Here is a 10,349-nt window from a genome sequence, read left to right on the forward strand (position 1 = left end):
TCACTTTTAGTTATGGCAACGAAATCTATAATAGTACACGTGCCATTTTAGAAAGCATGAACGGTTACAACAACCAAAGCCTTGCGGCGGTAAACCGTTGGCGGGTTGGTGGACAGGTAACCGATGTGCCGCGTGCATCCTGGGCCGATCCATCGCGTAATAGCCGCTTTTCCGACCGTTGGATCGAAGACGGTTCATACCTGAAACTAAGAACCGTATCCTTAAGCTACAATGTGCCTATAAAAGCCAATTTTATCCGTTCGGCAACCGTTTATGCCATCGCCAATAATGTATTTACCGTGACTAATTATCTGGGTTACGACCCTGAGTTTAGTGCCGGAAATAGCGTATTTGCCAGAGGTGTAGATATAGGTTTAGAACCCAGCTTTAGATCGATGTTCCTGGGTGTTAGAATCGGCTTGTAACTTTTAAAGAAAAATATTGAGATGAATAAGAATTTATATATCACCATTACCAGCTGTTTATTGTTCCTACTGGTATTGAGCAGCATCTTGTCCTGTAAAAAGGCATTCGATATTGAACCCGAAGATGCCTTAGAAGCTTCGCAAACCTATAGAAATGTGTACGATGCCGATGCAGCTGTATTGGGCATTTATGGCAAATTTGCGAAGCTTGCCGATAAATACATGCTCTTGAATGAGCTGCGTGGCGATTTGCTGGATGTAACCTCCAATGCCAATAACTATTTAAAACAGCTGGGCACGCAAACCGTTGCAGCCGATAATCCCTATGCCGATCCGAAACCTTTCTACGAAGTTATTATCAACTGCAATGATGCCCTGAAGAACTTCAACATCATGCGGGAGAAAAAGCTGTTGGATAATACTCAGTATTACCAACGTTATACTGATATCCTGTTTCTGCGCAGTTGGTTATACCTGCAATTGGGCATCCATTATGGCACTGTTCCTTATGTAACCGATGCCTTAACCACCATTGCCGACCTGCAGGATGAAAGCAAGTTTCCAAAACTCGCTTTTGAAGATCTGTTAAGTCGTCTAATAGCTGAGACAGAAGCCACTCCGAGAGAATATTTAAATCAGAATACTTCAGCAGCAAGTCCAACGCTCATTTTGCCAATGGATGTATATATCGTTAAAGATGGTGTTTTTAAGTTTTTTATCCAGCGCCGCTCATTTTTAGGCGACCTGAACCTTTGGAAAGGAAATTACCTCAAAGCTGCAGGTTATTATAAAGATGTAATGGAAACAGGTACCAATTCGAGTACAGGCAGCGACCAGCAGATCGATTTGTACGATACCTATCGAGTAGGTGATGACAACTCGCAGGATCATTCTTTAAAAACCACAGCTGTACTTAATCCATGGACAAAGATATTTTCTGCACCATTGGCCGATCGTATTGCCAACTGGGAACGGATGTGGACATTGCCTTTTAGTAGTAACTTTTCACCGGGCAATCCATTGTTTACACTGTTTTCAAAATCAGGCGATTATCTGGTCAAACCATCCAGTTTGTCAATCCTCAACTGGAACAACCAGGTCCGTACAGATGGAAGTTTAACCGACAGAAGAGGTTTAGATATGTCGTACCGTTTAGTGAATGGCATTGAGCCTGAGGTATTAAAATATTCGCAGAATTATAATTTAAGCACACCTTTTGATAAAACAGGCGTTTGGGTAATTTACCGCGCGGCGGTTTTACATCTGCGTTATGCAGAGGCGGCCAACCGGTTAGATCGACGGGTTTTGGCTGGTGCTTTGGTAAACAGTGGAATTAAAGCTGCTTTTGGTACCAAAGCACTTTATAATGGCGTACCTGATAGCTATCCTTTTGATTTTAATGGCGATGGTGGAACCATCCGGGGCAACTGGTACCGTAATTCGGGCATCAGGGGTCGTGCTGTAAACCAGGATTATCCAATCACCGTAGCCAATACCGTTTTAGAAGTAGAAGACCGGATTATGCAGGAGGAAGCCTTAGAGACCGCATTCGAAGGTTATCGCTGGCAAGATCTGTTGCGCATCGCTTTACGCAGGCAGGCTACTGAGCCAAATTATCTGGCCGATAAAATTGCCGCCAAGTTTGAAGCCGCAGGCGATGGCGCATCGGCTGCTCTGGTACGCTCGCGTTTGGCCAATAAAGAAAACTGGTATTTACCTTTTAAATTAAAATAAGATCCTACATCATCCTATTATATAAATCGCAATTAAAATCTACCTAATGTTAAATAGAAAGAAACCCGGTCAGTTGATGACCTACCATAGTGTGAAAAAATATTTTAAAAGTTTAGTATGTATATTGTTTTTAGGCTTAACGGTGCATATGGCCAAAGCGCAGCAACTGGCTTTTCCTGGTGCGGAAGGTTTTGGCCGTTTTGCCATTGGCGGTCGTGGAGGCACAGTGTATCATGTAACCAACCTGAACGATGCCGGTGCCGGCTCTTTTAGAGATGCGGTTAGCAAACCGGGCAGAACGGTTGTGTTTGATGTTTCAGGTGTCATCAAAATCGGTGGCAAAATTGCCGTATCGCCAAGAACTACCATAGCCGGACAAACCGCTCCAAAAGAGGGAGTCACCATTTATGGTAATAGTGTTTCTTTTAAAGATTCGACCATCGTGCGTTATATGCGTTTTAGGGGCAGCATTAACATGTCTAAAGGTTCGTGTACGGTAGTTGCCGATGACCTGAACGATATTATATTCGACCATGTTTCAATCGAATGGGGGCGTTGGGATAACCTGCACATCAAAAAAAGTAAAAATGTAACGCTACAATATTGTGTGGTTGCCGAGAGTATCGATCCGCAACGTTTTGGCGCTCTTTTAGAAGTGCCAGAATATGTAACGATGCATCACTGTCTGTTTGCAGGCAACCAGAGCCGTAATCCCAAAGCAAAGGCCAAAATCGAATTTATAAACAATGTGGTGTACAACTGGGGTAAAAGTGGTTTTGTAGGCGGACATTCGAGCGCTGTTCATTATCAGGATCTCGTAGMTAATTATTTTATCTCCGGACCAAGTTCTACCGATAGTTTTTTAAGCATGTTCAGCAAAACTGATCATGTTTACCACCGCGATAATTATACCGACCTCAATAAGGACGGAAAACTAAATGGCCGTCTCATTACTGATGAAGACTTTATCAAGGAAACAGCCACGCTTCTCAAAGAACCTTCACTTCTGCCAAAAAGCAGTGTTAAAATAAGCACGGCAGTAAAGGCTTATCAAACAGTTCTGGCAGAAGCAGGTTCTTCATTAAAAAGAGATGCTGTAGACCTCCGTATTATGGGCTATTTAAAAAGTATTGGCACAAAAGGTGCTATATTTAAGACGGAGGCCGATGCCGGGGGACAACCAGAGGCGAAGCTGGTTAAATTAAGCGTAAAGGATGCAGACCAAGACGGGATTCCAGATGCTTGGGAAAAATCAAAACGCTTAAACCCGACAGATGCTATGGATGCCCAGAAAATTAATGCAAATGGCTATAGCAACCTGGAGCAATATTTAAATGATTTAGTAAAATAAGCGGTATGTGTAGAATCAAAAACCAATTTAAGCGCTTGATGCTTTTCGTAATGCTCTTCATCTGCACGACTGTTTTTGCACAGATTGATCGGGAGGCATTGGTAACGCGGCATACCGTTATCGTAAAAAAAATAGACTCCCTTTCTTCCTTATCGGTTGGCAATGGTCGCTTTGCTTTTACCGTTGATGCTACAGGGCTGCAAAGTTTTCCGGATCGCTATGCCAAAGGCGTTCCACTTGGTACCCAATCGCAATGGGGATGGGGATCGTACAAAAATGAAGGTAAGTTTAACATCACCGAAGCCTATAAATATTACGATCAATACGGCCGCAAAGTACCGTATACCGTACAGTTAAATACACCACTTAGGGCTAAAGAGGCTACTAATTATTTCCGCCAGAATGTACACCGTTTACAATTGGGGAATATTGGTTTCGATCTGATTAAAAAGAACGGACAGCTCGCCAAAGCCAACGATATCAAAGACATTAACCAAAACTTAAACCCCTGGACGGGTGAAATTAAGAGTAGCTTTACCTTAGAAGGAATTCCTGTTGAGGTAACTACGGTTGGACATCAGGATCTTGACCTGATCAGCGCATCGGTTTCGTCGCCTTTAATTGCCGTTGGAAGATTAAAAATCAGGGTTAGGTACCCCGTAGCTACTGGCGAATGGGCAGATGTAGGAAATAATTGGAGCAATAACAACAAACACCATTCACAAGTAGTGGCGCAAAGTGCCGATGGGGCAGTAATTAAACGTCAGATCGATTCTGCAGTTTATTATACTTCCTTTTCGTGGAAGGGTAAGGCTCAGTTGACGGAGAAACAGGCACATTATTTTACCATTACACCCAATAAAGTTAGTCAACAGTTCAGCTTCAGTTGTCTTTTTTCACAGCAGCGAAGCACACAGGCTGTTCCTTCTTTTGGATTGAGCCAACAAAATAGCCAGGAGCGATGGAAAGCCTTTTGGATGAGTGGTGCTGCGGTCGATTTTAGTGGAAGTACTGATAAACGTGCATTTGAACTCGAACGCAGAATAATCCTTTCCGAATACCTCACCAAAATACAATGTTCGGGCGATTTCCCCCCACAAGAAACCGGCTTAACCTACAACAGCTGGTTTGGTAAACCGCACCTCGAAATGCATTGGTGGCATGGGGTTCATTTTGCACTATGGGGCAGACCAGAATTGTTAAACCGGAGTACTGACTGGTATTTTAAGGTTGCGGATAAGGCAAAGAAAATTGCGCAGATACAAGGATTTGATGGCTTACGCTGGCAGAAAATGACCGACAATAAAGGGAATGAAAGCCCCTCATCAATCGGTGCCATGTTGATCTGGCAACAGCCGCACCTCATTACCTTTGCCGAACTCGAATACCGTGCACATGCAGATGAAAAAGTATTGCAGAAATACAAAGACCTTGTATTTAAAACAGCCGATTTTATGGCTTCATTTGCCCATTTCGATGCTGCAAAAGGATGTTATGTACTCGGGCCTGGGCTAATTCCCGCCCAAGAGCGTTTTAAGGCCGAAACTACCTTTAACCCTACATACGAGCTGGCTTACTGGGAATGGGGTTTGAAGACCGCTCAAGAATGGCGTTTGCGTTTAGGTTTGCCACGCAACCCAAAATGGGATGAAGTGATGGCTAAATTATCACCTCTACCAATACAAAATGGCGTGTATCTGGCTGCAGAAAGTGCGCCTGATTCTTACACCAATCCCGAATATAAAACCGATCACCCTTCCGTATTGGGGGCATTTGGTATGTTGCCGGAAACAAATTTATTGGATAAAGCAACTATGCGTAAAACCTTTGATCTGGTTTGGAAAGACTGGAGCTGGAATGATACCTGGGGATGGGATTTTCCGATGACGGCCATGACGGCCACACGCTTAGGAATGCCCGAAAAAGCGATTGATGCCTTGCTGATGCCAGTACAAACCAATACTTACCTTATTAATGGCCATAACTACCAGGACGACCGCCTGCGCATTTATTTGCCTGGAAATGGTGGTTTACTTACCGCTGTGGCTTTAATGTGTGCTGGCTGGGACGGAAATAATACTACAAATCCTGGCTTCCCTAAAGATGGAACATGGAAAGTGCAATGGGAGGGCTTTAAGAAGATGATGTAGGAGGGAATGGAATAGGTAAGATGAGATGTATGATGGGAAGTGTGGGATGTGAAATCGAATAGGTTAGGCTATTAGTCCGGAGCCGGGTATTAACCGGGCTCAAGACCAAAACCTTAAAGGGTTGCTCGTTAAAAAGGCAACCCTTTTTGTTAGACTTTCAGTATGTTATCGTTAATGGTTATTTTCAATAGGATTTTTAACAAATTCGCCTTCTTGCATCGCAATCTGATTACCCCATGAGGTAATCGCTTCTAAAATTGGGGTGAATGTTTTTCCAAAATCGGTTAGGTTATAAATCACTTTTATCGGCGGTTTATCGCCGTAAACTTTTCTCGACACCAGGCCATCTTTTTCTAATTGCTTTAATTGCAGACTCAATGTCATTTCGGTAACAGATGGTATGTCTTTGCGAAGCTCATTGTACCTTTTTGCTTTATCCTTTAAATGATAAAGAATAACCGCCTTCCATTTGCCACCCACCAAGCTCATTGCAAGGCTAACCGTACAAGGATAAATTTCCTCCTTTAGTTTTACGTAATCGCTAATACATTCTGTTTTCATCCTACTGTTTTAACCTATCCTTTTGGATAGTTATTGCAAATTTATATTACTATAGATAGTTTTGCAACTATAATTTTTATAGTTTATAAAATCATATAAATGAAACCGGATTTTAAAGCAAACGAGGTAATCGAAAAAGACAAGCCATTGATCACTATCGTTGGCGTTTTGGGCAAACAGGGGCGCAGCGCAGCACTGACACTATTACAAAGCGGGCGTTATCGTGTACGGGGCATTACACGCCGTGTAGATTCGCCAGAGGCACTTAATTTGACTGAAATGGGCGCTGAGCTTTTGAGTTTACCGCTTGATTTGGGGCATGAGAAAGATTTCGTTGAAGCATTCCGGGGATCGGAAGGCGTTTTCATCATGACACCAAGTATTGTGCCGCCGCATACCCACGAAATGGAGCTGGGTAAACAATTAGCGGATGCGGCGGTTGAGGCCGGAGTTAAGCATATTATCTTTAGTAGTTTGGAAAATGTAGAAAAAATTACAAACGGAAAAAAGTTTGCTCCTCATTTTACTGATAAAGCAATGATTGAAGCATATATCCGCACGCTTCCAATCACCAGCTCGTTTATTTACATGGCCTTTTTCTATACCAATCTAATGGAGTTTTATCCCCCGAAATTGTTTGGAGATACGCTTGTATTTCCGATTTATTTACCTGAAGATTTTCGTGCCCCATTTGTTGATCCCCTTACCGCTACGGGGCCAGCGGTTTTAGAGATATTTTCTAATCCGCATGAGTATGCAGGTAAATCTTTGCCTGTTATCGGCGACATTATTTCGCCCCGGGAAATGATAGACACATTTATTCGGGTCACCGGTAAAAAGGCTGTCTATAGTTCCGCATTTACACAAGAGGCACTGCTTCGTCATTTCCCTGAATTCGGTACAAATGAGCTTTTGGTAAAGGAAATTTTAGGAATGGCAGAATATGCTGTCGATTATGGTTATTTCGGCAAGGAACGTGATTTGTTATGGAGCCGCAATATTAACCAAAGCAGTTTAAGCTGGGAACAATTTCTGTGCAGTACCGGATGGCAAGGCCAAAAGCAAACTTACTGATTGCTTTCAATCACCTACTTCATCGAAGGTAGACTTTGGAAATAGTTTGATAATGATTATTTTAAATTTTATTTAGTTGGGATATGGTGTTTTTTTAGCTTATTGCAGGTTAAAATACTACCATCAAAAGTTCTAACCAGTTTTTCTGTGTAAAATTACCTCCGGGGTAGCCATAAGAGCAGTTTAGATGATGGTTTACTTTTTGCCGATAAATACAGTCAATGTACCGTATTAAATAAATTTCCTTATGAAAAGAGTTTTGTTACTTTCAGTTTTTGCCTTTTCCACCATCATTGCCTTTGCACAAAACGTAAACTGGGTTGAGCGGAACGGCGCCTTAAAAGTTGTTGGTGGGAAAATCTTAAACCGTAAAAATATTGATCCACAGCTCCGTGGTGTAAGTTTGTCATGGAGTATCTGGGGAGGCAAAAAGTATTATAACCAAGATGTTGTAAACTGGCTTAAATCTGATTTTAATATCAATTTATTGCGTGTGTCTATGGCGGTTCAGCCAGATAATGGTTACCTGCAGGATCCCCTTGGACAGGAAAAGCTCATAACCGAGACAATCGATGCTGCCATTAAGAAAAATCTGTATGTACTGATTGACTGGCACGATCACCATGCAGATGAGCATCTGAATCAATCAAARATGTTCTTTGCAAAAATGGCTAAAAGGTACGCCGGGAAACCGAATATTATTTATGAGATATTTAATGAGCCAGAAAAAATGGCATGGCAAACCGTTAAGGATTATGCCGTGCAGGTAATTGCCGAGATCAGGAAATACGATGCTGAAAATGTAATTGTTGTTGGTAGCCCGCATTGGGATCAGGATATAGATGTGGTTGCCAAAGATCCAATCAAAGGATTCAGCAACATTGCTTATTCTTTTCATTTTTATGCGTCTGAACCAAGCCATCAAGAAGTTTTAATGAGGCGGGCCGATGATGCAATTTCTGCTGGTCTGCCCATTTTTGTAACAGAGTGGGGTGTGGGCGAGGCTAATGGCGATGGTATATTCGATACCAGTAAAACCAATAAATGGTTTTCTTGGATGGAGAAAAATAAATTGAGCTGGGCAAACTGGAATATTACCGATAAAAAAGAAACAACTGCACTGTTAATGCCTGGTGCATCTCCAAAAGGAAAATGGAAGGCAGAAATGCTTAGTCCGGCAGGGAAATACATTAGGACGAAGCTCCGGAACCTGAACAAATAAAATCAGGTTTCCTGGCTTAAATAGATAAGGCCATTCCTGAAAAATTCCACGCAAACGGAAAATTATTCCCATCAGATAACCGGCAATTTCTCCTTGTGATTGTGAGCACTTCCCTGATTATATTGATATCCCCTGAACTGATTAACGCTATACAACCAGTTCATAAAGGAACGTCGCGATTCCCTATTCTTTTATGTTATGTCCATGGCTTCAGGTGGAATGAACTTTATAATCCATTCAAAAAAAGTTTCATAATAAAAAGATGCTTGTTGGGTGTTTTTTTATGTAATAAATCGATTTAGATTGACGAAAAATAATATATTAGTGTTTTAGAATCAAAGATCCTAATCTCCAGATAATATGAAAAATATAGGTTTGCCAATCCTATTCCTGATAACACTATTGCAGGTATATGGTGAAAATGTTTGCGCCCAGACTGCAAAACTACCAACTAAGTGGACTGAGCAGGCGATGGCGGCCCAAAATCCTTYTCCAGATTATCCCCGGCCCCAGATGGTACGCGGAGAATGGAAGTCGTTAAACGGTAAATGGGATTATATCGGTGGAAAAAATAAACTTAATGCATTCAATCCGAAAATGCCGATTGCATTTGATGGAAAACAAGAACAGATACTTGTTCCATACTGCCCTGAATCTGTGATCTCAGGTATTGAGCGCAATCAGGAGGTTAACATGTGGTACCGCAGGCGTTTCGAAATCCCACAGAATTGGAAGGGTAAAAATATTTTAATCAATTTTGAGGCTGTTGATCATGATGCAACTATTTTCGTTAACGGAAAAAAGGCAGGGTCTCATGCGGGTGGCTACGATGCTTTTTCGCTGGATATCACCCCATTGCTAAAATCTGGGCTTAATGAGTTAATTGTTGCCGCTTACGATTCCAATGACGGCAGAATGCCTTCGGGCAAAAATGGACCACGGGGAGATTATACCTTCAGCTCGGGCATCTGGCAGAGCGTATGGCTTGAACCGTTGGGCGCAGCTCACATCAAAAATATTAAGCTATTGCCCGATCTGGAAAATAACAGGCTCAAGGTAACTGTCGATGCAAATTCCTCTATGGTATCCGCGGTAGCACTTGATGGCAATAAGATCGTATCCCAGGCGCAGGGAAGTAACGGAAAGACTTTTTATCTGCCCATCCCAAATCCAAAGTTATGGTCTCCCGATGAACCTTTTCTTTATGATCTTAAAATCACGCTCAAAGATCAGAACGGTGAAACCGTTGATGAGGTAAAGAGCTACTTCGGTATGCGCGACATCAGGTTGGGCAAGGTGTCTGGTGTGATGCGTCCGCTGCTGAACGGAAAGTTCATCATGCAGGTTGGCCTTCTCGATCAGGGCTATTGGCCAGATGGAATTCTGACCGCTCCCACCGAGGAGGCGCTGAAATCTGATCTGGAATTTACAAAAAAGGCAGGTTTTAACCTCATCCGTAAACATATGAAAACCGAGCCGAAACGTTTTTACTATTGGGCAGATAAACTGGGCGTGCTGCTTTGGCAGGACATGCCTGCAATCTGGTACCAGAATGAGGATACCGCAAAAGTACGCTCCGTTTTTCGCAAGGAGCTCAAGGCGGTAATGGATGAATATTACAACTCACCCTCAATTATTGCCTGGGTACCCTTTAATGAGAACTGGGGTGCTTTCGATGTACCGGCGATTACGGACTGGGTAAAAAATTACGATCCCTCACGACTGGTAAATGGAAATTCGGGATTTAACAACAATCCCGGTTATCAGAAAGCGGCCGGTGATCCGGGTAATGGAGACTTTGTGGATACTCATATTTATATAGGCCCTTATGA

The 10,349-nt window shown here is 42.5% G+C and carries 7 protein-coding genes and 1 pseudogene; 7 read left to right on the forward strand and 1 reads right to left on the reverse strand.

Annotated elements, in window-relative coordinates; translation table 11 throughout:
* From AC1DPQ_RS07250 to AC1DPQ_RS07265, 4 genes and pseudogenes are all read left to right on the forward strand, one after another.
* A pseudogene (locus AC1DPQ_RS07250) lies at positions 1-425 on the forward strand (SusC/RagA family TonB-linked outer membrane protein); the annotation flags it as partial.
* Positions 426-446: 21 nt separating this feature from the next.
* Positions 447-2,159: a RagB/SusD family nutrient uptake outer membrane protein gene (locus AC1DPQ_RS07255; RefSeq protein WP_477608573.1), complete on the forward strand. Its 1,713-nt coding sequence runs from the start codon at positions 447-449 to the stop codon at positions 2,157-2,159.
* A 46-nt stretch (positions 2,160-2,205) separates the two neighbouring features.
* Positions 2,206-3,510 (forward strand): pectate lyase family protein, encoded by a 1,305-nt coding sequence (locus AC1DPQ_RS07260; RefSeq protein ID WP_477608574.1) that lies wholly within the window; start codon positions 2,206-2,208, stop codon positions 3,508-3,510.
* 5 nt (positions 3,511-3,515) lie between these two features.
* A complete protein-coding gene (locus AC1DPQ_RS07265) occupies positions 3,516-5,660 on the forward strand; it encodes a hypothetical protein (protein ID WP_477578083.1) in 2,145 nt (714 codons plus the stop codon).
* 171 nt (positions 5,661-5,831) lie between these two features.
* On the opposite strand, the gene AC1DPQ_RS07270 is transcribed toward AC1DPQ_RS07265, so the two are convergent.
* On the reverse strand, positions 5,832-6,221 hold the full coding sequence (locus AC1DPQ_RS07270) for a winged helix-turn-helix transcriptional regulator (RefSeq protein ID WP_477578085.1): 390 nt from the start codon (positions 6,219-6,221) through the stop codon (positions 5,832-5,834).
* A 99-nt stretch (positions 6,222-6,320) separates the two neighbouring features.
* Here AC1DPQ_RS07270 and AC1DPQ_RS07275 point away from each other — a divergent pair, with 99 nt between their 5' ends.
* The 3 genes from AC1DPQ_RS07275 to AC1DPQ_RS07285 all read left to right on the forward strand — a co-directional run.
* Entirely contained in the window at positions 6,321-7,295 is a 975-nt protein-coding gene (locus AC1DPQ_RS07275) for an NmrA/HSCARG family protein (RefSeq protein WP_477578087.1), read from the forward strand.
* 247 nt (positions 7,296-7,542) lie between these two features.
* Complete coding sequence (locus AC1DPQ_RS07280; protein ID WP_477578089.1) at positions 7,543-8,517, forward strand: glycoside hydrolase family 5 protein; 975 nt, start codon at positions 7,543-7,545, stop codon at positions 8,515-8,517.
* A gap of 360 nt (positions 8,518-8,877) precedes the next feature.
* On the forward strand, positions 8,878-10,349 hold a 1,472-nt coding region (locus AC1DPQ_RS07285; RefSeq protein WP_477608576.1), incomplete at its 3' end, for a glycoside hydrolase family 2 protein.

This window comes from Pedobacter sp. 01T416_2 (assembly GCF_056398925.1).